Genomic DNA, 26247 nt, shown 5'->3' with positions numbered 1-26247 from the left:
GTTGTTTTTAAATGCATGTACGCAGGGCTCAAAAACGAGCAGCTCTGCGTACGCTTGTGTTTAATGTTTCAGATCAGAATAGGTAATTTGCACGGAATCTGCATTCACCATATCCAGAAATGGCTTGTTTCGGTCATCGGCCAAAAATGTCTGAAGACCATCTTTAGCACTTTGCAAATCTTTCCAGAATACTACCTCAACCCATATCCCATCATCCTGCAGTGAAACATAACGGTCGACGAACCCGGAAACATTTGTCAGGTTATTGTTAATGCTTGCAGCAACCTGAGCCAACTTCTCTGCATCAGTCCCTGCTTTTGCAGTGAAAGTTACATATTCCAAAACACTAGCCTCGTTGAGTTGTGTTGCCATTGCACTTTCTCCATGCGCCACTACCAACGGTATTGCGAATACTGCCGCAGTGACGACTTTCTTGATTAGATTCATAGGTTTGTCCTCCCTTTCAATCCGAAACATTGTTGTTTCAGGCTTCACCTCTGTATTGACTTGCATTATGTTATTGTTGTTATTAGCAAGTTCGCTTTATTGATCAGTCTACGGCAGCGTCAGCCATCACATGAATTTTCTTGGCAACGGCTCTTCCAAGGACCTTGTGCTGCTCAGCAGACATATGGAGACCATCAAGCCCGGCAGCCTTTGGGATGACTACGCTTGCATCAAAGCTCTCTATGCCAGCAGCATTAGCTACAGCTTTCAGCGCTGCCCCAAGTTTCCGTGACTTTTCTTGTCCGCCTTCAAACATTAAGGCAAAGTCCGGGTGTGCCATCGTCGAAACAGGTGGCGGAGAGATAACCAGCACTTCGGGAGCCCTGTAGGTATAGGCCACTCCCCCTTCTGTCCCCTTTGCAACCTTGGCAACTTCAATGATCGCATCAGCGATATCTTCCGCACTGCGAGCCAGATCATTCTTAAGATCATTGGTTCCCAGCATGATGACAACAAGATCAAGTGGCATTTCGCGAGCGATGGCAGCAGGCAGGTTTTTTCCACCATTGAAGGCATCTGCCGGCACACTGTTCCATGCGGCTGGTTCGTCTAGATTAGTTGAGCGGACAGTCAACCCATCCACACTTACTTTGAACTTATCACCCAGCTCCGCAGCCAGCACACCCGCCCATCTCTCATTATCTGCGTAACGTGAACTTGGGAAGGCAACCTCAACTCCCTTCCAGCCCCACGTGTTTGAGTCACCATAAACGAGCACGTTATAGGTCATTCTTCTTCTCCTTATCAGTTGATGATGTGACAGTCTTCTGGGTGCCAATTCGCGAAAACGCCCGCCCCTACTTCGATGTCTAAGGTTTTCAAGTCACGCTGTTGAAGTTGTACGAAAATCTTGGATCCGGATGCTGTTTCCAGTTGTAGGTTGACGAGCGCTCCCACAAACTCCTCACCTACGACCCGGCAATAAACTTCGTTGTCCGCCCATCCGCTTTCCTGTGACAATGAGATCTGATCAGCGCGCACAATCAGATTGATCTTGCTGCCAACCTGAAGTGTTCTGAACTCATCTGAGGTACATCTGAAAGTGCCATCCTTTCCATCAACAAGCACTTCGTCCGTTTCAGTGGATTTAACCGTACAGCTCAATATGCTGCTGCCACCAAGGAACCGTGCCACGAAGCTGGTTGCCGGTTTGAGGTAAATCTCCTGCGGTGCGCCTTCCTGCTCAACTCGGCCTTCGTTCATAATCACGACTTTGTCGGCCATAGAGAATGCTTCGGAGTGGCTGTGCGTTACATAAACAAAGGTAATTCCCAGCTCGCGCTGCAGGCGTTTTAGCTCTGCCTGCATTTGCAACGAGAGGTGTGCATCCAGTGCGGAAAGTGGTTCATCCAGCAAAATAATCGAAGGTTCAGTTACCAAGCATCTGGCCAGCGCTACCCGTTGTCTCTGGCCACCAGAAAGCTGGTCGATTGAACGGTTTACATATTCATCTAACCCCAGTTTTGATGCCCACTCATGAGCTCGTCGATGGCGTTCACCTTTGGAGACGCCGCTCATGCGCAGCCCGAACTCAATGTTTTCCAGCACGCTCAAAAATGGGAAAAGAGCAAGAGACTGCCATACCATAGGCATTTCACGTTCCCAGATTTCCTGATGCCTGATGGAACGGCCAGAGCGCAAAATGTCACCGGTAGTTATGCTTTCCAGACCAGCCAGACAACGCAGTAATGTGCTTTTACCGCAACCAGAGGGGCCCATGATGGCGGTAAACTGACCGCGATCAATGTTCAGGTTCAAGTCCCGGATAGCCACGGCTTTGCCGTAGTTCTTACGAATATCCCGAAGCGCGATGTGTACATCCTGCGATGGGCTTTCATCAGCCTGCATAGAAGTGTTTGTTTGGATCTTTGCGGTCATCACAGTTTCTCCTTTGAAAACCGGCGCAGAGTAATAAACTGGGCGCACAGGATTAAGCTCATGGACACAACGAATGTGAATGAACCAATCGCATTGATGCGGGGACTGACTGCAGATTGAAGGAAGCTGAGAACGCGGACCGATGCTGTTTCATTAAGGCCGCCAACAAACCAAGTGACGGCATACTCATCAAAAGACACTGCAAAGCTCAGCAAAAATGCCGCAAAAACGGACGTTTTGGTTAAGGGAATGATGACTTCCCAAAATGCCCTCCAGTTTGATGCTCCAAGGTTTTGAGCAGCAAACTCAAGATCGTCGTCAATCTGAGAGAGGCGTAGTCGGATAATGGCCATGGCAAAGGGAGAGACAAGGACAATCTGGGAGATGACGATTGCAGAGAGATTGCCCGAGAGGCCCACTCTGGAAAGATATGCCAGCATAGCCAGACCAGAGACGACAAGAGGCACCAATGGCGGCAACAGTGCAAACACCATCAGCAGCTTCTTACCAACAAAATTGAAACGGTAGTCAGTATAGGCAGCAGTGAACCCCAAAAACGTAGAGAGTGGCGCCACAATAAGAGCAACCAACGCTGTATTGAGCAATGCTCGAATAACCAAGTCATCCCCAAATGCCAGTTCATACCATTGGGTTGAGAAGCCGGAGATAGGAAGCGTTGGGAAACGATCGGTCGTGAGCGAAAACACAAAATTCGCCATAATCGGTGCATAGAGAAACGCAAGAGCACCTGCGCACAGGACCATGAGGGTTATTCTTGTTGCTTGAGAAAGGTGCATTACTTCCTCCGGTACGCGAGTTTAACACTCGTCAAAGCGACAATAAGCAGTGTCCCAATCATCACGATTGCAATGACAGCTGCACGTGGCCATTGCTGACCTGATTTGACGGTGTCTGTGATCAATATTGCGAGAGTTGGGAATTTACCGCCGCCCATGTAGGTCGGAGAAACAAAGTCGCCAAAGCTGAAGATGAAAGCAAAGAGTGCCCCCAGAATAAGACCTGCACGAGTACCCGGCAGAAGGACTGAGAAAAACACCCTTACTGGGCCACATCCAAGATTATAAGCCGCGTTGATCAGTGTTCTGTCAAAAGACAGCATAGAGATCGATTGGATCACTACCACCAGAGGTAACGTAAGCGTGACGTATCCGACCTGCATCGCAAACTTTGAGCTAAGGAGGCTTCCGGTTTCGAGACCAAAAGCGGCAAGGAGATTGGATATTACCCCTTTATCAGTCAGGTAGATTTGCCATGAGTAAACCCGCACAAGGTAACTTGTGAAGAAGGGCACTACGAACAATCCCAATACTGTTAATTTAGCACGCGTTGACAAAATAAAACCAATAGCCAGCGAACACGGCAAAGCCAACAGGCTGGCAATGGCAGCAACACAGGAGGCCCCTAGAAATGTCCGCCCGTATGCCTGCCAGAAATAGTTGGCGCTCAGGATTTTCACCCAATTATCCAGTTGGAAATCAGGCTGCAGCACGAAGTTCCGCACATCCCAGAAACTCAACCAAACCAGAAGAAGAAGTGGGCCGAGAAAGAAAAGAGTAAGCCAGAACGGTAAGGGTGAGACCCAGAAGCTGCTATAAAGCAACCTCCGAGCTGATAACGCGGGTTTTTGCATGGTGTTATTCCGGGATTATCGCTGAGTTTCTAGGTGCTTTTGTATTCGGACCAGAAGTCATTCCAGTCTGCCAGATCTTGCTGCACTGGCAGTTTACGGATTTTGATCCGACCTGCCCGAATAAGGTCCATAGCGTTCCCTGATCCTTCAAACATGCCCAGATGACGGGCATCCTCGGGTCTTTCCTCGATCATTCGTTTCCAACCACGTTTACTTGGGATAACTGCCGGGAACACATTCAAGTTTGCTAGACGAAATTGACCTTCGGGCCCTGCCATATATTGGATAAATTTGCGAGCCAGTTCTGCCTTGCGAGAACCTTTGCCGATTGAGAAGGACTCAGTAAACTGAAGGCCTCCTTCCTCTGGGATGGTAGTAGTAACATTGGCCCCATCGCGGCGTAAAACTCCGGTGATCCATTCACCAATACCTGGCATTACAGAGACTTCGCCGCTCTTTAGCGAAGAGAGCACACCGCCGTAATCATAAAATCCGCGCACCTGCGGCTTTAGTTCCAGTGTCGTCTCTTTAAGTTTACTCCACCCGGCCTCTGAAAGATTGAAAGGGGCTTCGTTACCATTGTACTGACTAAGCACGCCAAGATTGGGCAAATGCCAATCGAAATGACCGATCTTATCCTTCAGTTTTGTATCCCATAGGAGTTTGTAGCTAGAAGCTTCTTTGCGAGAAACAGCGTCTAAATTGTGAGAGATACCCAGAAAACCAAACCGGCTGATCATGGCGTAAAGTTTGTCATCAACCCAGTGGCCTGGGAATTTATGGAACTCATGAAAGAAATCATCGAGAGGGTAGTCTGAAGGGTCCAACTGTTCTACAAAATCAGCAGCTACCAATTGATGCACGTACTCAGCATCCGCATGGACCAGATCATAAGTGCCACGCGGAGATTGGCTTAGCAGCGCCAACATCTGCTCGCCGCCAACGTAGTACTTTGGTGTAATCTTTACGCGATTTAATTCCTCAAACTCAGCGACAGCGTCAGGCTCCGCCTGCCCATACCACGCCAACATGGTCAACTCAGTTATGGTTTGAGCGCGCAATATATTGGGCATAGCTAGTGCGCCGGTTGCTGCCGCGCCTGATTTGATAAACAAACGGCGACTACATGAAAATTTCTGAACCATTGTTCCCTCCCTAATGGTTCAGAAACTATGGGAACACAGGGTAAAGACGGCAAACGAGCAGAATTCATGCCATGCTCAGAATTTTTCATTCTGATGAGCGTATTGTAGGTTTTATTTGATAGTAAACTTCTGGATACGAAGTAAGTCCTGCCTAACTTGTAAATATCACCCTATCGAGAAGAAGAAGTTACCTTTTTATAAATCCCAAAGTACAAAGGAAAGCTGCTACAATTAAACATACCAGCAAGAAAGCTAGCGGTATCTGCAGGTAGAATAACCTCCCCCTAAGTTGACTTAAACATTCTCGTCAAAACGTCCCCCACACGATGGAAGTCCGGATCTAGTTCGGTCTCCAGCGGAGCTATGACGAAGTAGGCTCCTTTGCGTTGATGGAAGCCGAAGGGTGCGCAGAGGCGATTGTTTTCGATTGCTTCTGTGACGAGGGGCCGAGGTGCGATTGTGGGACCGAGGCTGGCTTCGGCGCCCTGAAGGGCCAAGTACATCTCATCGAAGTAGATTGTGTTTTCGGCTGGCTCCAGAGAAACGCCGCTTTCCTCCACCCAGTTCTCCCATATATGCGGCCTGTCTTTTGGAAGCAGACGATTGTAGTGAGTGAGGGTGTGGGCTGGATCGTTTGCTTCTGACGACAACAGCAGCGGTGAGATCACCAATCCAAACTCTTCATCTGCAAGTTTCAGGAGCATATTGCTTACATCGGGGACCTCCTCAACTCTCAGGCTGAGGGAGTAAGAAGCATCCACTGCGCCGTAATGTGTATCATCTGCTACGAACTGCAACGGGCGATCACCAATGGCCTCTTGTATCAGACGGGCGTTTGGGATGATTACACGCAGCAGGCTGGTAGAAGGAGCAGCTAGTACGAAGGGTCTGTTTGAAAGGTCGTGAGAAAAACTCTGTTCGGCCTGCCGCAGTAAAGCAAAGGCGCTTCGAGTCTCCTGAAATAACCTTTCTCCGGCTGGTGTCGGCTGGTTGCGGCGTGAAACGCGGATGAACAACTTGGCCCTTAGTTCCGCTTCCAGTGCTTTGATGTGTTTGCTGACCGCACCTTCGGTAACACACAGCTCATCCGCCGCCGCTGCTATGTTTCCGCATCTCACAATCGCCTCAAAAGCTCTGAGAGAGGGAAGCCTACCCAGCAAATTTACTTTCCTATTACTCAAGTCATAATCCCAAATATTCGATTATCATCTGAGTTATAGCAGCCTAATAGTCAAATAAGAAAGTATAGGAGGCAACTTTGAACAAGCTCTGGATTGATACGGATACAGCATCGGATGATGCAGTTGCACTGATGATAGCTATATCCCTGGCGCCGGAACGGATTACAGGCATCAGCACAGTTGCCGGAAATGTGCCGGTGAATTTGTCCTCTCGCAACGCGTCCTACATTGCTCGGCTCTGTGAATTTGACACAGCCATTCACGAAGGCGCTGCTAGTCCGCTGTGCAGGCCGCTGAAGACAGCTCAATACATCCATGGTGAAGATGGGATGGGTGATATCGGATTGGAAATAAGTACGCCTAACTTATCTTGTGTTCCTGCTGCAGTTGCTCTGGCGAAGGCAGCTCAGGAACATAAAGGAGAGCTGGAGGTGGTCACGCTTGGCCCGCTCACCAACATTGCACTGGCGTTGAAGTTGGATCCTGATTTTGCAGGCAATATTGCAAAGATGACCATCATGGGCGGCACTGGTGATTGCTATGGCAATGTCACGCCCGTCTCGGAGTACAACATTTGGGCTGACCCGGAGGCTGCCGACGTGGTTTTTCGTTCATCCATTCCCAAGGTGATGGTTGGATGGGACATTTCTCGCAAATATGCGAGTATTTCTGATCAGGAGGCTGAAGAGTTGCTTGCGCTCGGTTCAGTAAAAGCTGAAATTGCAGTTAACTCGCAAAAAGTACTCCGTGCGTTTTGCGCTTCAACCTCAGGCGTGGTTGGTTTTGACTTGCCAGATCCAATTACTCTTGCTGCCGCAATCAATCCATATGTGGTCACAGCGACAAAGCCTTATGCAGTCAGCGTTATCTGCCAGGACGGTCCTGCCAGAGGGTTCACCATCCTCAATGACAGGCATTGCCAGGATACACCCAAAACAACAAGAGTGGCGCAAGCAGCTAACAGAACGGTATTCTGGCAGATGCTGATGGAGGCATTGAAATGACTCTAAATGTTCTTTCCATGCCCAAAGTGGAGCTGCACACACATATTGATTGTAGTCTCGATTTTGAAACCGTGGTTCGCCTCCAATCAGGTATGACTTTTCAAGACTATTGCGAAGCCTTCATTGCGCCTGAAAAATGCGCGGATCTCACACAGTTTTTGGCATGTATCGATCCTGCATTGGTGCTATTACAAACGAAGATGGCCTTGCAGATTAGCGTTGACGGAATGATCCGCCAGCTGACAGCAGATAACGTAATCTATGCAGAAATCCGCTTTGCGCCGCATTTACACACTCGTAACGGTCTGCGACCAGAAGAAGTCGTGGAGATTGTGCTAAGCCAGATGTTTGAAAGCAGTAAACGGGAAGGAATCTATTGTCGGCTGATCCTTTGCACGCTGCGTCACTTTAAAGCAGAGCAAAGCTTTGACGTGGTTGACCTTGTCGCCCGTTATCAAACGCAAGGTGTAGTGGCGTTGGATTTGGCTGCGGATGAGGCCAACTTTCCGCTCGATGAGCATATTGGAGCTTTTCGCCGTGCAAACACGTTGGGGCTAAATACAATCGCCCATGCAGGAGAGGCGCGCGGTGCTGGCAGCGTGCAGGAAACATTGGATAAGCTATCTGTCAGCCGTATCGGTCATGGCGTCCGCTGTGTTGAAGATCCTCGGGTTTTGGAGCGTGTGGTGAATGATGGTATTCATCTGGAGGTTTGTCCCAGCTGTAATGTCCAAACAGATATCTTCTCGCAGTTGAAGGACCACAGCTTGAACCAGTTGAAAGATGCTGGCGTTACTCTCAGCCTCAATACAGACGCCCGCACCACAACTAATCTCTCTCTCACTCAAGAATATGAGCGTGTGCAAGAAGCTCTTGGTTGGACAGAGCAGGATTTGCTCAACAGCTCTCACTCAGCGTTGGGCGCAAGCTTCGCACCGGATGACATTAAACTGAGTGTCGGCCAGAAACTGGCGACTTTTGCGAAGGAAGTGGCTGGATAAAGAAGCTCTGTCATCCCTGCTAACTCGCCACTCACTTGAATAGCCTGACAAAACAAGTTTCTCAGGCTATTCGATCAGTCAATAAGCTCCAAGCGATTACATCTGACCATTGGACTTATAAATCGTGTCAGACTGCTACGGGAGCTGAGTACGGTGTGGCGTTGTCTTCAACAGTGAACTGACCCATCATGCCGCAATCCTCATGCTTGAGGATATGACAGTGGTACATGTATGGGGACTTGCTAACTGCTTTTTGGTCGAATTTGACCAGCAGCTCTGAAACTGAGCCAGGCGCTGCATAAATCATATCCTTCCAGCCGCTTGCGTAGTCAGGAGACGTTTCTCCCATTTGCTTCAAAATGCGGTAAGAACCACCGTGAACATAGAATGGATATGTCCCGTCCTGAGAGATTACCCGCTAGATCTCATATTCACCTGTATGTACGATCTCATTGATGAAATTCATGTCCATCGGACGATCATTAATCCCCATCGCGATTTGTCCTTTGCCATAACACCGATTGCCGAGGGTTGGAGCTAGGGATGAAAGATGCTCTGACACGTCCTCGCCCAGATCAAAACTGCGAATACGTTGGGCAGATTTGGGGTTTATCGCAGACTAAACAGCAAGGTGAGTTGGCAGTGAAGCCGCGTTTAGCCTGTCAATTACAGCAGTGGTTGTTGGCCAACCTTTTGGATAGCAGTTCTATACACGATACAGCCTCTTAGTGCTTTATCTATGCAAATTTCGAATTTAGCTTATCTGCAAAATTCCTTAGACAAATAATCGTAATGATCCTACACCCAGTCCAGACCGACTGAACAAGGGCTAATTCGATGAATTTTAGTATCACTGTTAATGGTATTAAGAAAACGGTGGAGGCAGACCCTGAAACTCCAGTTCTCTGGGTTCTTCGCGACAACCTTCGACTGACAGGCACTAAGTATGGTTGCGGCGTTGCTTCTTGCGGCGCTTGTACTGTCCATATCAACGGCGAGCCAACACGATCTTGTCAAGTTCCTATCGAAGATGCCGAAGGTGCAAGTATCACAACAATCGAAGGCGCACGAGGTCGAGTTGCACAGTCAGTCCAGCAAGCCTGGGAAGAACTTAGTGTCGTGCAGTGCGGTTATTGTCAGTCAGGACAAATTATGTCCGCAATTAGCCTGTTGTCGCGCAATCCTCGTCCTGATGAGGCAGACATCAATGATTACATGTGGGGCAACGCCTGCCGCTGCGCCACTTACCAGCGGATCCGAGCAGCTGTACAGCGTGCTTCCGAAATACTGGAGAGCTAACATGGTTTCAGAGATTTCTCGTCGCTCATTTTTGAAGGTTGGTGCTGCGGCTTCATCACTGGTCCTTGGACTAGGGGCGGATGTGTTATCAGCAAAAGAGCACAGTGATGCGGAGTTTACTCCTTTTGTCCGGATTTCAGTTGATGGCACCGTGACAGTAATTGTACGACACTTTGAATGCGGCCAAGGCACCGCAACCGGCCTGTCCACGTTAGTCGCTGAAGAATTGAACTTTCCACTAGCTGAAATACGCATGGAGTTCGCACCTGCAGCAGCTGATGTTTATGGCCGTAACGGTTTCATGGCCACAGGTGGCTCAGGATCAATGCGTGATGCGTATATCCATTATCGCTCTGCAGGAGCTGCTGCACGAGAAATGCTGATATCTGCGGCAGCCAGATCATGGCAGGTATCTCCAGAGAACGTAAATTTAAATAATGGTGTATTAAGCAGTATCGGCAAATCTGCACCAATGGGACGCTTTGTAGTTGAAGCAGCCCAATTTCCTGTGCCCGCTAAGCCACAGTTGAAATCATCAGAAGCTTTTACACAGATCGGTAATCCAGAAATTGGCCGTATCGACAATAAAGAAAAGGTTACTGGTGCAGCAAAGTATGCCATGGACATGCACCTTGACGACCAAGTTACTGCAGTAATCCTACGCAGTCCGAGATTTGGCGGTAAGTTGACTTCATTTGATGTCGCTAATGTCGTGGATAATCCTGGTTTTCTAAGAGCACATGCTTTGCCAAATGGTGATGGTGTTGCTGTGTTCGCCAAGAGCACTTGGGCTGCTTTTCAGGCACGAGATCTGATCATAGCTGAATGGGATTTTTCCAAGGCTGAAAACCGTTCGTCAGATGAAATGCGAGCCGATCTACTATCAACAGTCAACTCAGATCCCGAATATCATGCTAAAGGATCGATAGCTGGCACAGCTTCTGCATTAGAAAACGCCACTCAAGTAATTGAGCAAGAGTTCTATTTTCCACATCTTGCGCATGCTCCGATGGAACCGTTGACCTGTACGCTAGCCAGGACTGAGACAGGTGTGATCTTATATGATGGGTGCCAAACGCCCTCAGGTGCTCAAGCGGTGCTATCCCGCATGCTTCAACTCGAACCTAAGCAAATCAAGATTGAAACATTATTTGCTGGAGGTTCGTTTGGACGACGCGCCAATACCGGGGCGGATTATCACCGGGAAGTCGCAATGGCCTTTTTGCTCTTTGGCGGCGAAACTCCAGTGAAGCTTGTCTGGTCGCGCGAAGACGATATCAAAGGCGGGTACTATCGTCCGGCAGTTGCGCATAAAGTCAGGATGGGTTTAGACGGCACGGGCCGGATAGTTGGTTGGGATCACCGAGTTTCTGGACGTGCAATCTTCAAAGGTTCATTCCTAGAGAGACGAATGGTACTTGATGGCATTGACCTCGGATCCGTAGAAGGGATTACCGATACTCCATACTCGATACCTGGCCATTATGTGGGGGGTACTGATGAACGATCTCCAATAACCGTGAACTGGTGGCGTTCAGTTGGTCATAGTCATACCGCCTATGTGATGGAGAGTATGATGGACATGGCGGCAGCAGCAGCAGGACAGGATCCGGTGAGCTACCGTCTATCTTATTTGATGGGGGATAGTCCCGATCAGAAACGGCTGGCAAGCGTTCTCCGGCTAGTAGCACAAAAGTCCGATTGGGATGGACAAGTGCCTGAAGGCCGATCTCGAGGAGTCGCAATACATAAATCATTCCATACCTATGTTGCTGAAGTTGTTGAGATCTCCGGGAATGCAAACGACGGTGTAAAAATTGAAAGGATCACTTGTGCAGTCGACTGTGGAGTTCCAGTAAACCCGAATGTAATTGAGGCACAGATGGAAGGTGGAATTGGGTTTGGCATCGGCCATATTATGCGCGATGAAATTACCTTCACGAATGGGGAAGTCGACCAGTTCAATTTCCCTGATTATGAACCTCTCCGGATCAACGATATTGGTGCAATAGACACATTCATAATGCCTTCTGTGGAGCCGCCAACAGGTGTTGGAGAACCCGGGACACCCCCAGCGGGTCCTGCGTTAGCAAATGCGATTGCGGCTACGGGTGTCAGAGTATCACATCTACCGATGTCTACTAATGGTGTTGAATTCGTCTGAACGACCAGAAAAGTGACAGAAAACCTGGCTTAGAAGTTCTCAATGCTGTGATGCTAGGAGGCCAAAAGGTATTGAAAATGCGTAGCAAGGTAGGGTTGAAGCTGCTTCGTGCAGCTGAAATCGAGGCGGAACGTACTGTCGCGATTATTAGAATAGCATTTTCTGTAGTATTAGTCGCGGTGTTGCTGTTCTCTGTGAAAGAAGTAGAAGGGACTGGGGAGAAATACCTGAAGTGGCAGCTGGTTCTCGCTGCCATTGCCTTTCTTTCCTATTTTGCACTTGGCACTATCAGTTATTGTTTAATACAGCGAAATGTTTTTCAACCTTGGATGACTTGGTTTGCGGTGACAGCTGACTGTTTATTTCTGTTCTTGAATGGTTGGCTCTCTCTCGTAAACTCTGAGATCCCAGGTGACATTTTGTTTGCAATGCCAGTAATCTGGCTAGCACCTGTAATCCTCGCTTTCGGTGCCCTACGTTTTAATCTGTGGCTTCAGGTCTATGTGGGTGTTTTGACAACTACTGGTCTGGCGTTCTTGGTTTTTTGGCAGCCTACAGTAATCACCGAAGATATTGCTCATCGGGTCGTCTTGGCGCTAGAAACCTCACCGAATTTATTACGCCTGTTGATGGTTGCAATATTGGGGGCTGTTTTAGTCATTGCCGTTCGGCGAACTCGCTTTCTGTTGCAGCGCTCTATTGCAGAGGCTAGACAGAAAGCTAATTTAGTCCGGTATCTCCCTATGCAAATCGTCGACACTCTGGCTGATGGTGAGTTAGAAGTTTTACGGGAAGGGCAACAGCAAGACATGACGATCTTGTTTGTCGACATTCGTGGCTTCACCAGCTGGTCGAAAGATCAGAAGCCCAAAGACGTAAGTGTTTTTATCAACGCATTCAGAGAAATCGTATTACTTGCAGGACAAGACACCGATGCAATCATCGACAAATTCATCGGCGATGCCGCTATGCTGCTTTTTGAAGGGCATGATGCGCCTCTACGTGCGTTAAACTGTGCTCACCGCCTCTCAACAGACATCAACCATTGGTCTCAGGATCGTATACGTGAAGGCGAACTGCCGGTGGGTGCCGGCATCGGTGTACATCACGGCCAAGTATTTTCAGGTGTGGTTGGTAATGAAACCCGTCTTGAGTTCACAATTTTTGGAGACGCAGTGAACATTTCAGCGCGATTAGAACAATTGGCTAAAGAGATAGACATGGATGTAATCACGACTGAAACAACTCTACTGGCAGCTGGCTTGGACACGATAAACGACGACTGGCAAAGATTGCCACCTGCAATACTGAGGGGCCGGCCGAGCGAGATTTCAATCTTTGGGTTTAAGCGTTCTGTTTCCGCAAAAGATTAGGTTTTAATCCAGACGGTAGTTTTGTTTGAGGGCGACTGGTCTTGCATATGACACAATGGATGTCTGCCAGAGCACTTTGGTTTCTTCTAGACAGGTACTTAAGCTCTGTTACCTTATTTTTAGCCAGCACTTGTCATACTCATCGTTTATCTTAAGTTCCTTAGGTTGAGACAAATTGCCTGCATAATTGCTCCCGCAGCCAGGTTAAGGCTGCATCTTTGTCGCTGCGAGGATGCCAGCGTAGATTATAATCGAACCCGGGCATAGTGAAAGGCAGTTCAAATGTTTGCAGTGGTGCTAGATCCAACATCAACATTGCGGAACGGGTAGGAATTGTCAGCAACATGTCGCTGTTTGCTAGCAACAACGGTGCTGTCGCAAAGTATGGCTGGCGTAGTGCCACGTGTCGTGAGAGACCAATTTCTGCTAATAGCCGATCCACGATGCTACCCTTTCGCCCTAGGGGAGTGCTAACCATATGTGGCCAGCTCACATACTCGTCAATGGAAACTTCCTGACCATCTGCCAGCAGTGGGTGATCTTTACGGCATACTCCAGAGTAGGTTTCGCTAAAGAGAAACTGCGAACTGAAACTCATCTCAGATGGGCTTTTTGTAAAAAGTAACAAATCCAAGGATTCATTGATCAGTTCTTTATGGCTCTCCGTAGAGATGGGCACAATGTCTATTTGAAGTCTGGGCCCTAAACGATTCAACTCAGGCAAGATCGGTTGAATGACTGTATGCACTCCATAATCAGTTGAGGCGATACGAAAAACACGCTCAGAAGCAGATGGATCAAACTCTTCACCTGATATGAGATCTGCAAGCTCTTCAACCACGATTGAAACCTGATCTGCAATAGCAAGAGCACGAGGAGAAGCCACCATTCCCTTGTTGCTGCGCACAAACAATGGATCCCGGAACATCTCGCGAAGATGGACAAGAACCCGGCTGACAGCTGGCTGACTCATGTTCAGTTCTGAAGCTGTGATTGTCACGTTCCGTGTTCTCATAAGTGACTGAAATACCACCAAGTGGCTAGCATTATATCTCATTAAATTCGATTTCTGCATAACAAGTATCCGTTAAATTCATTTGATAGATATCTCTTTTGCACCCATATAACTTCTTAATCAAGTCGCAAGAGGATTTACAAATGAAGCTAATGGAAACACTGATGGCAACCGCATTGGCTGTGCCGATGTCACTCTTCGCCCATGGCAGTGCGGATGCAACACTCCTAACTGATCGCAGTTTTCAGTATGAGGTTGCGAGTTATGGCATCTGCGTTTCTTTTAGTGGAGAGAATGCGCTGACTTGGACTTATCTCAGCGCGCCAAATGGTGAAACTGGCAAAACCGCCGACGAAACACTTGATCGGATTGACCTAACTTCCGAAATCGTCCTGCTTAGCTGGACCGAGGACAACGGAGCAAACGTTGTCGATGTTTTTGACTTTTCACAAATGAAGCTGAATGCCTCCTTTGTGACACCAGAAGGACAACGCTTTATGTCTGCGGCTACGATCGTGGAAGTAATCGACTGTGGCCCTGATCGTACCGAAGTGTCGGTGCCTACAACCAACCTAGAAGTGGTGGAAGCACTGTACAATGCCTTCAATACTCGGGATGTCTCGATCTTTAGCACAATCATGGCGCCAGATATGGTCAATAACCCAATCCAGCCTGGTACCAATCCTGGCCCAAGATCCATGCAGCAAGCGGTCGAGCATTTTCTAGAAATGATCCCGGATTTTAGCATCAAAAATCTGGACGTGATCACCGGCGATGGTAAGACAGTCGTGCGATCGGTTATTCGCGGGACACCGCAAGGTAATCTGTTTGGCTTTGAAACCAATGGAAAAAGTTTTGAAATCGAAGCCACCGATATCTTGGAGATCCGTAATGGTCAGATCCAAGAGATCTGGCATATGGAGAACTGGCTTGGCGCAATGTTTCAGCTGGGAATCCTGAATAACAAGCACTGAGCGTGGAGTTGCTGGCTTGTTTGACTGCAAGCTGGCCCCTGCGGAGGCTTCCCTCACCGACAATACCTCGTAAAAGACCAAGGATAACCAAACGATGGAACTTGTAAGAAAGGTTCAAAGCTCAGTGACGCTTGATAGCTTTGATCAGTCTATCGATGCCCCCTCCAGCCACCTCGGACTGCTTGGTGTCTGTCAAGGTGTGAACTGGGCTATTGAAGCAAGTGTTCAGGACAAACGGGTTAAGTTCCTTGCGCTAGTGGCAGGTCATTACCTGACACCGCAGACTGCGTTGATGTACCTCGGCGATGAAAAATCTATCAACTCGCGGAAGCAGCGGTCTGATAATGCGAGACTTCTTTTTGAGAAGACTAATGAAGTTAAGTATATTCCGGTTACCGGCTCGGATGAAGCCTTGTTGACACATCAGCCGCCAAATGACTGGTACTCCCCCTGGGCTTTGCATCATCCCTGGTTTGCTCATCGCGGCAACTGGGAAAATAAGATGGCAACAATGAGTGAAGCTGGCATCTGGGGATGGCGAACTGATCTCACCCTTCCGAAGCTAAAAACGTCCATGCTGATGGTTCATAGCGAACACGCAGCATGCGGGCGTGAAATCCCACAAATGTTGTTCGAGCTTACAGGCTCAGATGAAAAAAACATTGTTTGGCTGCAGGCAGCTGGACAACTGCAATTCTACGAAGATCCGGTCATTATCGACGAAGCAATTGAGTACTTGATCCAGCACTTTAGCAGGTAACCACCACTCTCCGGAAGGAGCTCTGTATGAAACTAAGTCTCTCATGTTTATCTCCTTACTGGCTATGGGCACTGTTTTCGTTCCCTGCCATCCTTATGATCTCACAAGTGGTCAACTCTTCTGACCATTGGGTGTTCCACAGAATGGTTCATCCTAGTGGCGAAATGTCAGCTCGATTTTTAGTCGTTGCCATGATGGTGACGCCCCTATGCATGCTGTTCAAGGGCTGGCGCGGCGCGTTGTGGTTGAAGAGAAACCGTCGGTATCTGGGTGTGGCTGCCTTCGGCTACGTGTTGCTGCACACAGTATTCTACTTCATTGATAAGTCTTCTGTTGAGCAAGTCCTATCTGAGGCTCCGCGGTTCTACATCTGGACTGGTTGGGTGGCATTAGGAATCTTTCTCCCGCTAACGATGACATCCATGGACTACTTCGTACGCCGAATGGGCCGAAACTGGAAAACCTTGCAGCGCTTTGTCTATCCAGCTGCAATATTAACACTGCTCCACTGGGCCGCCTTGCACAATTGGCATAGCCCGACGGCCGCTCTCGTCCATTTTGGACCGCTTGCGATACTTGAGCTTTTTCGCATCGGGTTCTGGTTACGCCAATATAAATTACGGACATTCAACATGGTGAAGGGTGCAGAGAATGAATGATCCATTTCATCATATCCAAACTGCTACGCGGCTTCATCTTGCGGAGCATGGTTGCGGAGCCTACACCTTCGAAGATGGCCCATCGCTGACGACTTTGTCTCGGTCATTGCGCCCAGATCGAGTGCTCGAGCTTGGTACTGCCCTTGGATATACAGCGTGTTGTCTTGCCCATGGATGCAGCCCGGCACAAGTGGACACAATTGACAAGGACCCTCTGCATCTTCGCCTCGCTGCTAGGCATCTAGAGAATGCTGGTCTGATGGATCGGGTCAAGCTTCATCTAGGAAGCTTCGACACTGTCATAGACAACCTTTCTCCATTTTACGACATGGCTTTTTTCGACGGGTTCGCACCATCTCCACAGACCATTGAGCGCGTACGTGAACTTCTGACCCCTACGGGTGTCCTAGTTTGTGCAAATCTTGGGCTGGCGGATTTACAGTCTGCCCGCAAGCTTACGCTCGATTTTAACGACCCTGCACGCTGGAAGTCGTTACCCAACATAGAAGCTGGGCAGACACTCGTCCTGCGTAAAGTAACGCCCTAGCTTAAACCTCAGTTCAAATTTCATCTCAACTAAGGAAACTTCAAATGAAAATTGGGATTACTGCGCCACGAGGCAATGTTGGAAGCAAGATTGTCCGCCGCCTACTGGAAGAAGGTAGCCATGAGATTATTCTGCTGGATCATCGCCCAGAGAAATCTACTGAGGCCTATGGGGACTCGGTCACCGTTGTTTCTTGTGACATTTCTGATGCTACACAGTTAATTGCTGCCACAGAAGGCCTCGAAATGCTCTATATTGTTGTGCCACCGAACAATGGTTCCAGTACCTATCTGCAAGACTTCATCCACCAAGGGAAAATCTTCCGATCCGCCATTGAAGTCAACGACATTCCACGTGTTGTTTTCCAATCGTCTTATGGAGCTCACATGCCCTATGGCACGGGTCCAATTGTAGGCTTGTTCCATGCAGAGCAGGAACTGAATCGTACCGCTGCAAACGTTGTACATCTTCGTGCCTGCTATTTCATGGAAAACTTCCTTTGGTTCAAATCACCAATCGATGAGAAGGGTATCATTCCATTACCTGTGAAATCTGCTAGCACAACAATATACAACTCAACTGGTGACATTGCAGACCGCGCAGTGAGATGGCTGAGCAGTGAATTCTGGACTGGCAAGATCGTCGATGAGATTCATGGTCAACGACTAAGTTTTGCAGAAGTTGCTCGACTAATCGGCAACAAAACAGGGAAAGAAGTTGTAGTCGTTGAACTGTCCGACGAACAATCTCTGGAAGTTTATACTCAGCCTCATATCGGTTTTAGTACCCACTACGCAGAAATGTTTAATGAGCTTCATCGTGGTGTAGACGACGGAACGCTGACTGCCGAGTTTACTCCCAACCAACTATCCGGAGTAAATCGCAGTTTTGAAGAGTTTGTGGACGCAACGTTCTAACGGTAACGCCTCAGAGAAATACTGACTGCTCGTGATATTCGTCATTTGTTCGGCAACATAGTTTGCAACTCACAGATTGTAAGAAGCCTGACTGATCTCAATGCACATTTGGGCAAGGCCGAAGACAAAGTTACTTTAGGCGGCCCTGATTACGGATCCAAATGATGCTGTGATCCACCCACGTCAGTTCAAGAATGAAGTCACACCCAATGCTCATGAGAGCACTGGGTGTGAGATGCTCAACTTTTCAAGCTATAAATTGAGAATTTTGCAGACAAGGTTTATGACACTCTTTGGATCTATCAGGAGTTAAACACTTTGAAGCAGTGCAAGTAACAACTCCCCCTGTTTATCTCAAAAAAAACACCCGATACAGATGACGAGTGCATCGGGTGTGAGTAGCGCCTGTTGGGAGGCATAACATGAAGGGTGTGATTACGCTCAGCTCTTACAATTGACTTTCGACAAAGCAGAGCTATGTAGCGAAACACATTCTTTTTCTTAGTTAGATCAGACCGCGCCAATAGACCTGCCTAAAGATCTACTGATTACCCGGCACAGCCATAAAGCTAGAGTTTACTCCTTATGCGAATAGGTCTTTGAACAACCCAACACACTGCCGGAAGCCGTCTTCAAAATTGTTGTTTCCAGGGTGATAGACGCTCTCAAAGGAAATGACGCCATCGTATCCATCAGAGCGAAGAGCATCAGCTATTGGCTTAAACTGATCAGCAAGCTGACCTTCACCCATTTTTTTGACGGTGAGTGTCGCACGTGGCGTGTCAACAAGCACGTCCTTGATGTGAACATGGCCTAAGTAGCCATCTTTTACCTCATGGTATCCATTCGGGAATGCGCGTTCATGACACCAGCAGTTGTTAGCAGGATCCCACAGAACTTGGAGGGTGCCTTTTGCGTCGAGATCATCAATGAGTTTTCGGCCGGTATAGTTGGAATTGACCATTGTGCCGTTTCCAGTTTCAACGACGAGCTTGACGTTCGCATCCTTAGCAACGTCAATTGCAGGTGCAATTAATGGTAGCATGGCATCCCAGGCACCTTTGGCAACATTCCACTTTTCAGCTCCGTTATTACCCCAAAGAATCTGTTCTTTTTTAGGAGACATAATGCGGACAAGCGGGCTTCCAACTACATGTGCCATGTCTATGACGCGCTTGAGAGAATCTATGTGCTTTACATGCAACTCATCACCGGGTTTGTTCGCTCCTGTCATACCAGCAAAAATGTGGCGAGATAAGCAGGAAACAGGCTTGCCGCGACCTCTGAGGAGTTGATCAATTTCCTTTATTTCTTGAGCTGAATGATCTCCAACCTCAGTATCGCCAACAAACTGAAGTTCTGCATACTCAAGCTCAAACTCATCCATTACATCAACTGTATGAGCCAGATCACGGCTGATGCCGTCACAAATTACACCTAGTTTCATATCTAAAATTCCTTGAAGTCTTACCGATGTAGCTCAGCGCCAATGATTTCTTCGATGACTCGCGTGCAAACCCAGTTATCTCCATTTGGATACTTGGTTTTGCCAGCATGGAAGATTTGCATTGCAGTTGAAGCAGTGTGCATTGGAACTCCCAGTTCTTTTGCCATGTCCAGGCAAATGGTCAGGTCCTTGTGCATGGTTCCGATGTGCGAACCGGTACCTTCAAACTGTCGGTCGATAATTTTCTCAAGAGCAGTATTTGAGACGCCACACCCAGCACCAGATGTTGAGAACACCTTGAAGAGTACATCGCCAGAAACACCTGCTTTTGCAGCAAGTGCTGAAGCTTCAAACGTTGCCGAGAAGATGGAGCCAATCAGCGACTGAAGACAAGACTTTACCGTTTGTCCATCACCTGCATTGCTTCCAACTCTATGAATAGTCTTAGACACCGCTTCCATCACAGGAGCGTACTCATCAAGTACTGCAGAGCTACCTGCAGCCATCATGGTAAGCGTACCACCTTGTGCTCCAGGAAACCCGCCGGAGACTGGAGAGTCAATTAGGTGTATGCCTGTATCAGCCATAGCTTCACCAATCTCGCGGGCTTCGCCCGGATTAATGGTAGCAGTTAGAACAACTACACCACCTTCCGTCATATTTTCTACTAGTCCATCAGGCCCCAAAATGACTGCCTTTGCCTGATCGCCATTCATAACCATCACATAGACCGCGTCTGAAGCTTTAGCGACTTCAGCAATATTGGTAGCGGGTTGGCCTCCCATCGCAGCGAAAGTATCCATACGAACTTTCGAGAGATCAAGACCTGTGGTTTCAAAACCATTTTGGATCAGGTTTTTGGCCAGACCGCTGCCCATATCTCCCAATCCGATTACACCTGTACGCTTCATTGTACTTTCCTAATTCTTCCGGCCGCACCGGTGAGTAGAAATTAGGCACAACCCCACATTCGCAAAAGCTGCAGGGCAAGCCGTTTGCATGAGGATTTCAAGCACTCACGTGCCGGGCGGGTCCGGAAGACACCTCACTGCCCTAGTTCGATCAATTCCCGCCTAGGCTAAGGAAAGACAAGGCTCGGCACCCAAAGCACCAACTGAGGGAAGAGACAAATCAGGATGAGAACAGCAACATTGCCTAAAAGGAATGGTGCTGCTCCAAGAAAGATAGAGCCAATTCCCATTCGGGCGATGGCTGCACAAACGTTGAGGCAGTTGCCAACGGGAGGTGTACATGCTCCTACTGCCAGCCCTGATACGAGAACAACACCAAACTGCACGCCTGACACACCGGTGGCAGTCGCCGCTGGCAGAAGAACGGGCGTCAGAAGTAGAATTGCCGGGCTGACGTCAATAAATGTTCCTGCAATCAAAATCACAACTGCGATCACTAGCATAAGAGCGGTCGGTCCCAAATCAAGGCTGACCACATAAGCTGCTAACATGTCGGGTACACGTTCCAATGCGAGCACCCAGATGTAGAGCTGCGAAAAAGCGATGATCATCATGATTTTCGCCGAAGTCAGGATAGCTACCCGCATCGATTCCGGCAGTCGTTTCAGGCTGCCAAGGCCAGTCAAAAAGAAACCAAGAATAAGTCCATACAAGACCCCGAGCCCGGCGGACTCTGTTGGGGTTGCTATTCCAAAAACGACTGATCCGACAATCAGTATTGGCATAATAACCACAAGGCCCGCCCCTTTGACCTGTGCGATAGCGTTCTCAAAGGTCCATGCAATTGGCTGGGTCGGGAAGTTTTTGCGTTTCGACACCCAATAAACGATTGCCAGCTGGAAGACACCAATGAGCAGTCCTGGTATCAAGCCTCCCAGAAAGAGCTGCCCGACAGATTCCTGAGCAACAATGGCGTAAATCACCATTGGTACGCTTGGTGGAATAACCATTCCCATTGTTGAAGATGCGACGGTGATCCCTGCGGCAAAGCTGGCTGGGTAGCCACGTTTCTTCATTTCGGGAATTAGTACTGAGCCAATAGATGCTGTGTCCGAGGCAGACGAACCAGAAATACCGCCGAAGATCATTGATGCGACAACATTTACCAGTCCAAGCCCACCTTTAAATCGCCCGACAAAGAAGAGAGAAAGATTGAGCAGTCTTTCAGTGATGCCGCCAATGTTCATCACAAATCCCATAAGGATGAAAAGCGGCAGAGATATCAATGCATAATTGTTTATTCCAGCGAACAAACGTTGAGGGAGAATGCCAATAAGCATGGGTTGCTCGATCAAAAAGTAGCTTAGAGCAGACAGGCCGAGGGCATATGCAATCGGCACTCCCAGAAACAGCAGGATGAACAAGCTGACGAGAAGTAAAATCATCTGAATCCCTATAAATTCCCAAGGAGACAAGGCTGCTCAAAACACTGAGGTGCAGCGCCAAGTTCACGATCTTTATTGTTTGTATCTTCGTTCCGCATACGGCTACCTAACCTATTCAATCTTCAGGAACCCAGAGCAACTCAACGCTTTCTCGTTTGGTAAGCGTCAGCAGAATTTTGATCAGGCAGAATAAAACGGCTAACCCACACCCGACAGGGATCGAGGCTTGGACAATTCCCTGAGGCCAATCAAAGGGTTGCCATGCAGTTTTGCCAGTCAGTTTGATCCAGTTCCATGAGTAATAGACCATGTAGGAGTTGATCAGAGCGACAAGCGCCAACTGAAGGCAATATGCGATCCGCTTCGGCCATTCCGGCAGAAGGTCGACAAACACAGTAATCGCGATGTGTTCTCGTCTGGACACACCGACAGCCGCCCCAAGGGCCGAAGTAAACAGAAACGCGATGGTGACAAACTCGTTTCCGCCGTAGATCGTGTCATTAAACCCATACCTCAGAACGACAAGAATGCAGACCAACGCAAAAAACACCATAAACAGACCAACAAGAATCCATTCCAGAACCTTAGCAATCGTGTTATCTAACTGTTTGAGAAAGCCCATTTCTCCTCCCTGAAGAATAGCCATTTCGCAGTACATTGTCTGACTAAGATAGACACCGGACTGCTTGCCCGATGCCTTTTTTTTTCAGTCAATGCCTTTCATTAGGAACAGGAACGAGCAGCAGCTTTTGCTGCATTGACCTCATCCATGGAGAACGCGCCTTTGTTGACAAAAGTGTCGTAGACTGGCTGCACCGCGCTCTGGAACCCCTTCAACGTATCGCCTTCGACATAATTGATAGTGACATACTCACTCATTTTCTTGATGAGTTCTGCCTCTGCTTCGCGGTACATCTTGTCGGAGAGCAAAAGCGCCTCGACAGCAACTTCATCAAAGGTCTTTTGCAGATCGGCTGGCAGACCGTCATACCAGGCTTTGCTCACAAGCAAAGGATCTGGGCCGGTCGAGTAGTTGGTGATGGACATGAACTTCTGAACTTCATGGACCTTGAAATCCCAGATATTTGCTGGAGGATTGTCCTGACCGTCAATTACACCAGTCTTAAATGCTTGGTATGCTTCGGAAAATGGCATTGCCTGAGGGCTTGCGCCAAGTGTCTTAGCCGTCTCGATGTACACTTCCTGTTGCGGTACTCGCATCTTGAGCCCTTGCAAATCCGCAACTTTCGTCAATGGGCGGACATTGTTGGTATGCGCGCGGAACCCCTGAGAAATACCCGTTGCAGGAATGTGATATCCATTAGCCGCAGCTTCTCCCTGCAGGCTCTTGGTGAAGTCGCTCTTTACCAGGCATTCCATCTGGTCCCAATTTTCGACGAGGAACGGCAGAAGGAAGATATTGTACTTGGCACTTGCTTCGGCAAACATACCGCCACGTGTCCCTTGCAAAAGGCCAGTGGTGAGCTGATCCATCATTTCGCGCTCTGTTCCTAACACACCAGAAAAGTAGTTCTGAACATCGATACGACCACCAGAGCGCTTCTCCAGCTCTTGTTCAAAGAAGATCATCGACTTTGATCGGATTGCACTTTCTGGTTGATCGTTTGCATACTTAAATGTGAAGTCAGCAGCGTTTGAAACGCCAGAAGATAAAATAACGCAGGCAATACCTGCCAAAAACTTTTTCTTAATGGACATTGTTTCCTCCCTTGATAAGCCCCCTCGCTCATCAGTAGAAACTCTCATAGACCATCATTTTGGTCGTTGTGAATGCAAAAGACATCAACTCAACCAAATTGATGCCTTTTGATGCCCCATGAATGTTGTGACCATGCATCATTGATGTTAGTTGATGTGATTATGCAAGATTATTTCCAAACATCAGTCAAAAAGACTGCAAAAATTTCCGAGATTGCCAATATTGCTGGCGTCAGTACTGCTACGGTCGATCGCGTATTAAACGACAGAAAGAATGTAAGTGAATCCACACGACAACGTGTACTTCAAGCAAAAGCCGCAATCGAAAATGGTGAAACTCCAGTCGCTCGCAGTAAACCATGGCGGTTCAAGGTGTTTTTGCCGGAGGACGCCGGCCCTTCAACCGATTATTTGGCTTCGTGTTTCCAAGAAGTCGGCGCGATGGGAAATGCTACTATAGAGTGTGTCTTTACAAGAAAGATGGAACCATCCGTTCTTGCGCGCAAACTTCGAAACTGTATCGGGCAAGGCATTGATGCCGTCGCTTTTCAGGCCTTGGATGACCCCCGAGTTCATGATGCACTTATAGAATTGCAGAGCTATAAAATTCAAACTCTGGCGCTATTGTCCGGAATCGAGAGTAAGTCAGTTGTGGGATACGTGGGCATCGACAATCGCGCAGCAGGAAGGACCGCAGGATACCTTATGGGGCGAATGGCAAAAAGCCCAGGACCAATTGCAATCTTATCTGGCGGACAGCTCTATCGTAGTCATGAAGAACGGGAGATGGGTTGCCGTGCAATTTTGCGCCGAGAGTTCCCTCATAATGATGTGCTGGCCACCTATAGTGGAAGTGATGATATTGACGGCAACTATAAGGAAACTCTTGCATTACTCACACGCTATCCAGAAGTTGTAGGCATTTACAATGTGGGCGGCGGCAATGAAGGGGTTGTACGCGCACTCAAGGAGACGGGTCATTCCGGTGAAATTATGTTGATCGGCCACAATCTCACCCCCAAGACACAGAACTATCTGTTGGAGGGAGCCATGGATGCAGTTATCCACCAAAACATGCGTCACGCAGCGCGTAAATCGGTTGATGCCTTACTCGCATCTCTAAACAATAAACCAGTTCAACCAGATATATTGTCTGTTGAGATTATCACCAAAGAGAACATATGGGGAGCAACCTATGGGTAATTACCAGTGTCCGGCTCTCCTGATCTGGTAAGTGAGCAACCTCCGAGTGAGGCCTGCTTTCACTTTCCTTGTCATTTGGAGCCGGTCAGTTTGCTCAAGGTCAGGGCGACCGAAGGGGACCGGCTGCACGAAGCGCAGCGTAGGAAGCTGGTCGCACTGCCTGCTTGCAGGTTGCCTTGAGCAAATTGAGCGGGGACTTAGTTCTTGGCTAACCTTGCTGCTTTACGCGGTCGTAACTGTGCCTCGCAAGAACCGACGCAACAGTCTAAGCGACACACTACGGTAGCCTGAAGCTCAATCAGATCAACTAGGGATGAGATTATGGATGCTAAAAGCAACTTTCTCGAAACAATCGAGCCTGGACCGTGGACTATCAAAAAGTTCGTTTTTGCCGATGGTCCGGACGTGGATCGTTCTGTCTGGACAAGCCCTATCTGGCATCCTGGTTACAACCCGTCTTTTCTGGGACGCACGGCACTGCGTAACCCAACTGACTTCAAAGGCTCAGTTGGCTGCACACCTGTCGAAAATGGCCGCGCTCAGTTAAGGCTTAGCACATACAACCCACTTGACCCGAACCACACTAACCTGCTCGGCGCTCAGATCAATACAATCAAAAAATGGGGACTGAGCCGCTACGCGAAGGTCGCCTTTCACGCGAGAGTCATATGCCCTACCTTGATGCCCAAAGGTGCTGTTGCCGCCTTGTTTGCCTATAATCTCAGACATCAAAGTGCTGACCAGAGAGATGAGATAGACTTCGAGTTGATCTCAAAATACTGGAACGACCCAAAGCCGCAGATCAACACAAATGTTTTCCTCGACAGCAGCCAAGGCACAGCTGTACAAAACTCCATTGATCAAGTGTTCGGCAATCCTATTGATCTGCATATCATCTGGTCACCAAATGGCATCACCTGGCTAGTAAACGGAGCTACAGTTCGAAGATCCTCACAAGTTCCTCAATCCGACATGAGCCTCACTTTCAATTTCTGGGCTCCAAGTGCAACAGGATGGACCTGGGCTTATGATGCTGCCTTACAGCCTTCAGACACACCAGATCAGCAATGGAATTTTCAAGTTGAATCTGCGTCAGTTTTATACGTTTCCAAGGGCACGGATTAAGTGCGACGTGGGATCTAGCAGATCCCACGTCGCACCGGCTACATGTAGCGGCTTGATATTATCGACGGCTCGGCTTGAGATCATCGAGATTTTGGGCTCAGATTAGTTGAGACAGGATCAGATTTCTAAGAATGAATGCAACGCACTGAGATCGTGGGGGATTTGGCAAAGGGCGGTGGTTTCAACTGGTGGTCTCAACACTTTAATCTTTGAATAAAGATGGAGTGTTCGACATGACGTATCGCCGCCGTATTTACTATTCTGCCGCACAACGAGCCGAGATTTGGGATCGCTGGCAGCGGGGAGAATCGATGAGTTCGAT

The 26247-nt window shown here is 48.4% G+C and carries 28 protein-coding genes; 12 read left to right on the top strand and 16 right to left on the bottom strand.

Annotated elements, in window-relative coordinates; genetic code table 11:
• Nucleotides 1-60 precede the first annotated feature (60 nt).
• The 7 genes from PsAD13_RS25175 to PsAD13_RS25145 all read right to left on the bottom strand — a co-directional run bounded on the left by PsAD13_RS25175 (nt 61) and on the right by PsAD13_RS25145 (nt 6341).
• The gene (locus tag PsAD13_RS25175) at nt 61-447 is read right to left on the bottom strand and encodes a hypothetical protein (RefSeq protein ID WP_063319837.1); all 387 of its coding nucleotides are present in this window, start codon (nt 445-447) and stop codon (nt 61-63) included.
• A 103-nt stretch (nt 448-550) separates the two neighbouring features.
• The gene (locus tag PsAD13_RS25170; RefSeq protein WP_063319836.1) at nt 551-1237 is read right to left on the bottom strand and encodes a GDSL-type esterase/lipase family protein; all 687 of its coding nucleotides are present in this window, start codon (nt 1235-1237) and stop codon (nt 551-553) included.
• A 14-nt stretch (nt 1238-1251) separates the two neighbouring features.
• Nucleotides 1252-2385: an ABC transporter ATP-binding protein gene (locus tag PsAD13_RS25165; protein ID WP_244275211.1), complete on the bottom strand. Its 1134-nt coding sequence runs from the start codon at nt 2383-2385 to the stop codon at nt 1252-1254.
• Nucleotides 2385-3182: an ABC transporter permease gene (locus PsAD13_RS25160; protein ID WP_063319835.1), complete on the bottom strand. Its 798-nt coding sequence runs from the start codon at nt 3180-3182 to the stop codon at nt 2385-2387. Before PsAD13_RS25160 ends, PsAD13_RS25165 begins: the two co-directional genes overlap by 1 nt.
• The gene (locus tag PsAD13_RS25155; RefSeq protein WP_063319834.1) at nt 3182-4036 is read right to left on the bottom strand and encodes an ABC transporter permease; all 855 of its coding nucleotides are present in this window, start codon (nt 4034-4036) and stop codon (nt 3182-3184) included. Before PsAD13_RS25155 ends, PsAD13_RS25160 begins: the two co-directional genes overlap by 1 nt.
• A gap of 29 nt (nt 4037-4065) precedes the next feature.
• The gene (locus PsAD13_RS25150) at nt 4066-5181 is read right to left on the bottom strand and encodes a spermidine/putrescine ABC transporter substrate-binding protein (RefSeq protein ID WP_063289888.1); all 1116 of its coding nucleotides are present in this window, start codon (nt 5179-5181) and stop codon (nt 4066-4068) included.
• Between the two features lie 284 nt (nt 5182-5465).
• Complete coding sequence (locus PsAD13_RS25145) at nt 5466-6341, bottom strand: LysR family transcriptional regulator (RefSeq protein ID WP_275497063.1); 876 nt, start codon at nt 6339-6341, stop codon at nt 5466-5468.
• Nucleotides 6342-6439: 98 nt separating this feature from the next.
• Here PsAD13_RS25145 and PsAD13_RS25140 point away from each other — a divergent pair, with 98 nt between their 5' ends.
• A complete protein-coding gene (locus PsAD13_RS25140) occupies nt 6440-7366 on the top strand; it encodes a nucleoside hydrolase (protein ID WP_063319832.1) in 927 nt (308 codons plus the stop codon).
• Nucleotides 7363-8367, top strand: a complete 1005-nt coding sequence (gene add / locus PsAD13_RS25135) for an adenosine deaminase (RefSeq protein ID WP_063319831.1) — start codon at nt 7363-7365, stop codon at nt 8365-8367. The genes PsAD13_RS25140 and add overlap by 4 nt, the downstream gene beginning before the upstream one ends.
• Before the next feature lie 127 nt (nt 8368-8494).
• On the opposite strand, the gene PsAD13_RS25130 is transcribed toward add, so the two are convergent.
• Both PsAD13_RS25130 and PsAD13_RS27900 read right to left on the bottom strand, forming a co-directional pair.
• Nucleotides 8495-8779: a multicopper oxidase domain-containing protein gene (locus PsAD13_RS25130; protein WP_084404821.1), complete on the bottom strand. Its 285-nt coding sequence runs from the start codon at nt 8777-8779 to the stop codon at nt 8495-8497.
• A 6-nt stretch (nt 8780-8785) separates the two neighbouring features.
• Entirely contained in the window at nt 8786-8929 is a 144-nt protein-coding gene (locus PsAD13_RS27900; protein ID WP_193777099.1) for a hypothetical protein, read from the bottom strand.
• A gap of 275 nt (nt 8930-9204) precedes the next feature.
• On the opposite strand from PsAD13_RS27900, the gene PsAD13_RS25125 reads away from it, so the two are divergent.
• The 3 genes from PsAD13_RS25125 (at nt 9205) to PsAD13_RS25115 (ending at nt 13203) form a co-directional block, all read left to right on the top strand.
• The gene (locus PsAD13_RS25125) at nt 9205-9666 is read left to right on the top strand and encodes a (2Fe-2S)-binding protein (RefSeq protein WP_063319829.1); all 462 of its coding nucleotides are present in this window, start codon (nt 9205-9207) and stop codon (nt 9664-9666) included.
• Between the two features lies 1 nt (nt 9667).
• Entirely contained in the window at nt 9668-11830 is a 2163-nt protein-coding gene (locus tag PsAD13_RS25120) for a molybdopterin cofactor-binding domain-containing protein (RefSeq protein WP_063319828.1), read from the top strand.
• A gap of 77 nt (nt 11831-11907) precedes the next feature.
• The gene (locus PsAD13_RS25115) at nt 11908-13203 is read left to right on the top strand and encodes an adenylate/guanylate cyclase domain-containing protein (RefSeq protein WP_244275213.1); all 1296 of its coding nucleotides are present in this window, start codon (nt 11908-11910) and stop codon (nt 13201-13203) included.
• Between the two features lie 160 nt (nt 13204-13363).
• On the opposite strand, the gene PsAD13_RS25110 is transcribed toward PsAD13_RS25115, so the two are convergent.
• Nucleotides 13364-14278: a LysR family transcriptional regulator gene (locus tag PsAD13_RS25110; RefSeq protein ID WP_084404820.1), complete on the bottom strand. Its 915-nt coding sequence runs from the start codon at nt 14276-14278 to the stop codon at nt 13364-13366.
• A gap of 83 nt (nt 14279-14361) precedes the next feature.
• Here PsAD13_RS25110 and PsAD13_RS25105 point away from each other — a divergent pair, with 83 nt between their 5' ends.
• From PsAD13_RS25105 to PsAD13_RS25085, 5 genes are all read left to right on the top strand, one after another.
• The gene (locus tag PsAD13_RS25105) at nt 14362-15192 is read left to right on the top strand and encodes an ester cyclase (RefSeq protein WP_063319825.1); all 831 of its coding nucleotides are present in this window, start codon (nt 14362-14364) and stop codon (nt 15190-15192) included.
• A gap of 94 nt (nt 15193-15286) precedes the next feature.
• Complete coding sequence (locus PsAD13_RS25100; RefSeq protein WP_153040967.1) at nt 15287-15952, top strand: hypothetical protein; 666 nt, start codon at nt 15287-15289, stop codon at nt 15950-15952.
• A gap of 164 nt (nt 15953-16116) precedes the next feature.
• On the top strand, nt 16117-16611 hold the full coding sequence (locus PsAD13_RS25095; protein ID WP_244275210.1) for a ferric reductase-like transmembrane domain-containing protein: 495 nt from the start codon (nt 16117-16119) through the stop codon (nt 16609-16611).
• The gene (locus tag PsAD13_RS25090) at nt 16604-17158 is read left to right on the top strand and encodes a class I SAM-dependent methyltransferase (protein ID WP_063319822.1); all 555 of its coding nucleotides are present in this window, start codon (nt 16604-16606) and stop codon (nt 17156-17158) included. The genes PsAD13_RS25095 and PsAD13_RS25090 overlap by 8 nt, the downstream gene beginning before the upstream one ends.
• A gap of 44 nt (nt 17159-17202) precedes the next feature.
• Nucleotides 17203-18075, top strand: a complete 873-nt coding sequence (locus PsAD13_RS25085; RefSeq protein WP_063319821.1) for an NAD(P)H-binding protein — start codon at nt 17203-17205, stop codon at nt 18073-18075.
• A 583-nt stretch (nt 18076-18658) separates the two neighbouring features.
• On the opposite strand, the gene PsAD13_RS25080 is transcribed toward PsAD13_RS25085, so the two are convergent.
• The 5 genes from PsAD13_RS25080 to PsAD13_RS25060 form a co-directional block, all read right to left on the bottom strand.
• The gene (locus PsAD13_RS25080; RefSeq protein WP_063319820.1) at nt 18659-19522 is read right to left on the bottom strand and encodes a sugar phosphate isomerase/epimerase family protein; all 864 of its coding nucleotides are present in this window, start codon (nt 19520-19522) and stop codon (nt 18659-18661) included.
• A 20-nt stretch (nt 19523-19542) separates the two neighbouring features.
• Entirely contained in the window at nt 19543-20433 is an 891-nt protein-coding gene (locus tag PsAD13_RS25075; RefSeq protein WP_063319819.1) for an NAD(P)-dependent oxidoreductase, read from the bottom strand.
• A gap of 167 nt (nt 20434-20600) precedes the next feature.
• Nucleotides 20601-21878, bottom strand: coding sequence for a TRAP transporter large permease (locus tag PsAD13_RS25070; protein ID WP_063319818.1), 1278 nt, complete (start codon nt 21876-21878; stop codon nt 20601-20603).
• A 115-nt stretch (nt 21879-21993) separates the two neighbouring features.
• Nucleotides 21994-22500, bottom strand: coding sequence for a TRAP transporter small permease (locus PsAD13_RS25065; protein WP_063319817.1), 507 nt, complete (start codon nt 22498-22500; stop codon nt 21994-21996).
• A gap of 101 nt (nt 22501-22601) precedes the next feature.
• Nucleotides 22602-23597 (bottom strand): TRAP transporter substrate-binding protein, encoded by a 996-nt coding sequence (locus tag PsAD13_RS25060; RefSeq protein ID WP_063319816.1) that lies wholly within the window; start codon nt 23595-23597, stop codon nt 22602-22604.
• 162 nt (nt 23598-23759) lie between these two features.
• On the opposite strand from PsAD13_RS25060, the gene PsAD13_RS25055 reads away from it, so the two are divergent.
• Together PsAD13_RS25055 and PsAD13_RS25050 are read left to right on the top strand one after the other, a co-directional pair.
• On the top strand, nt 23760-24800 hold the full coding sequence (locus PsAD13_RS25055) for a LacI family DNA-binding transcriptional regulator (protein ID WP_193777097.1): 1041 nt from the start codon (nt 23760-23762) through the stop codon (nt 24798-24800).
• Nucleotides 24801-25121: 321 nt separating this feature from the next.
• The gene (locus PsAD13_RS25050; protein ID WP_063319814.1) at nt 25122-25925 is read left to right on the top strand and encodes a glycoside hydrolase family 16 protein; all 804 of its coding nucleotides are present in this window, start codon (nt 25122-25124) and stop codon (nt 25923-25925) included.
• Nucleotides 25926-26042: 117 nt separating this feature from the next.
• Here the strand turns inward: PsAD13_RS25050 and PsAD13_RS27975 are convergent.
• Nucleotides 26043-26247, bottom strand: a 205-nt coding sequence (locus tag PsAD13_RS27975; protein WP_206599788.1) for a hypothetical protein, incomplete at its 5' end; no start/stop codon positions are given.

The organism is Pseudovibrio sp. Ad13, assembly GCF_001623225.1.
GTDB lineage: Bacteria > Pseudomonadota > Alphaproteobacteria > Rhizobiales > Stappiaceae > Pseudovibrio.
The sequence above is the reverse complement of the archived record's forward strand: the minus strand, read 5'-3'. Positions and strand labels throughout refer to the sequence as shown.

What these genes read in the sequence shown, in the direction of transcription:
- PsAD13_RS25175 (WP_063319837.1), bottom strand. Translation starts at nt 447, where the DNA reads ATGAATCTAATCAAGAAAGTCGTCACTGCGGCAGTATTCGCAATACCG.
- PsAD13_RS25170 (WP_063319836.1), bottom strand. Translation starts at nt 1,237, where the DNA reads ATGACCTATAACGTGCTCGTTTATGGTGACTCAAACACGTGGGGCTGG.
- PsAD13_RS25165 (WP_244275211.1), bottom strand. Translation starts at nt 2,385, where the DNA reads ATGACCGCAAAGATCCAAACAAACACTTCTATGCAGGCTGATGAAAGC.
- PsAD13_RS25160 (WP_063319835.1), bottom strand. Translation starts at nt 3,182, where the DNA reads ATGCACCTTTCTCAAGCAACAAGAATAACCCTCATGGTCCTGTGCGCA.
- PsAD13_RS25155 (WP_063319834.1), bottom strand. Translation starts at nt 4,036, where the DNA reads ATGCAAAAACCCGCGTTATCAGCTCGGAGGTTGCTTTATAGCAGCTTC.
- PsAD13_RS25150 (WP_063289888.1), bottom strand. Translation starts at nt 5,181, where the DNA reads ATGGTTCAGAAATTTTCATGTAGTCGCCGTTTGTTTATCAAATCAGGC.
- add (WP_063319831.1), top strand. Translation starts at nt 7,363, where the DNA reads ATGACTCTAAATGTTCTTTCCATGCCCAAAGTGGAGCTGCACACACAT.
- PsAD13_RS25125 (WP_063319829.1), top strand. Translation starts at nt 9,205, where the DNA reads ATGAATTTTAGTATCACTGTTAATGGTATTAAGAAAACGGTGGAGGCA.
- PsAD13_RS25120 (WP_063319828.1), top strand. Translation starts at nt 9,668, where the DNA reads ATGGTTTCAGAGATTTCTCGTCGCTCATTTTTGAAGGTTGGTGCTGCG.
- PsAD13_RS25115 (WP_244275213.1), top strand. Translation starts at nt 11,908, where the DNA reads ATGCGTAGCAAGGTAGGGTTGAAGCTGCTTCGTGCAGCTGAAATCGAG.
- PsAD13_RS25110 (WP_084404820.1), bottom strand. Translation starts at nt 14,278, where the DNA reads ATGCAGAAATCGAATTTAATGAGATATAATGCTAGCCACTTGGTGGTA.
- PsAD13_RS25105 (WP_063319825.1), top strand. Translation starts at nt 14,362, where the DNA reads ATGAAGCTAATGGAAACACTGATGGCAACCGCATTGGCTGTGCCGATG.
- PsAD13_RS25100 (WP_153040967.1), top strand. Translation starts at nt 15,287, where the DNA reads ATGGAACTTGTAAGAAAGGTTCAAAGCTCAGTGACGCTTGATAGCTTT.
- PsAD13_RS25095 (WP_244275210.1), top strand. Translation starts at nt 16,117, where the DNA reads ATGTCAGCTCGATTTTTAGTCGTTGCCATGATGGTGACGCCCCTATGC.
- PsAD13_RS25090 (WP_063319822.1), top strand. Translation starts at nt 16,604, where the DNA reads ATGAATGATCCATTTCATCATATCCAAACTGCTACGCGGCTTCATCTT.
- PsAD13_RS25085 (WP_063319821.1), top strand. Translation starts at nt 17,203, where the DNA reads ATGAAAATTGGGATTACTGCGCCACGAGGCAATGTTGGAAGCAAGATT.
- PsAD13_RS25080 (WP_063319820.1), bottom strand. Translation starts at nt 19,522, where the DNA reads ATGAAACTAGGTGTAATTTGTGACGGCATCAGCCGTGATCTGGCTCAT.
- PsAD13_RS25075 (WP_063319819.1), bottom strand. Translation starts at nt 20,433, where the DNA reads ATGAAGCGTACAGGTGTAATCGGATTGGGAGATATGGGCAGCGGTCTG.
- PsAD13_RS25070 (WP_063319818.1), bottom strand. Translation starts at nt 21,878, where the DNA reads ATGATTTTACTTCTCGTCAGCTTGTTCATCCTGCTGTTTCTGGGAGTG.
- PsAD13_RS25065 (WP_063319817.1), bottom strand. Translation starts at nt 22,500, where the DNA reads ATGGGCTTTCTCAAACAGTTAGATAACACGATTGCTAAGGTTCTGGAA.
- PsAD13_RS25060 (WP_063319816.1), bottom strand. Translation starts at nt 23,597, where the DNA reads ATGTCCATTAAGAAAAAGTTTTTGGCAGGTATTGCCTGCGTTATTTTA.
- PsAD13_RS25055 (WP_193777097.1), top strand. Translation starts at nt 23,760, where the DNA reads ATGCAAGATTATTTCCAAACATCAGTCAAAAAGACTGCAAAAATTTCC.
- PsAD13_RS25050 (WP_063319814.1), top strand. Translation starts at nt 25,122, where the DNA reads ATGGATGCTAAAAGCAACTTTCTCGAAACAATCGAGCCTGGACCGTGG.